This is a genomic window from Priestia sp. SIMBA_032 (assembly GCF_046535215.1).
In the GTDB taxonomy this organism is placed as follows: Bacteria; Bacillota; Bacilli; order Bacillales; family Bacillaceae_H; genus Priestia; species Priestia aryabhattai.
This window is the reverse complement of sequence record NZ_JAWRXD010001261.1, coordinates 1-248: the sequence shown is the minus strand read 5'-3', so window position 1 is coordinate 248 and position 248 is coordinate 1. Positions and strand designations below refer to the sequence as shown.

The following is a 248-nucleotide window of genomic DNA, read 5'->3' as shown; positions in this document are numbered from 1 at the left end:
CAACAGCAGGCTCTTGACGCCGGCCTTGGCCGCCGCCTCCCCCGCCTCCCGACCGGACAGATGCAGATTCGGTGGCCGGTTCACCGGGTCGTGGGTCCACGACGCCTCACACAGGAACACGTCGGCCCCCTCGGCCAGTTCGATCAGTTCATCGCACACCCCGGTGTCGCCGCTGTAGGTGAGCACCTGACCTTCCGGACCGGTCACCCGGAATCCGAACGTTGCCGGCGGGTGATTGACCAGACGGG

At 67.7% G+C, this 248-nt stretch carries 1 protein-coding gene; it reads right to left on the bottom strand.

Annotation, left to right across the window (positions count from 1 at the left end; all coding sequences use genetic code 11):
• Window positions 1-248 (bottom strand): MBL fold metallo-hydrolase (locus SB717_RS38380; protein WP_410908450.1); only part of this gene is annotated, 248 nt, incomplete at both ends.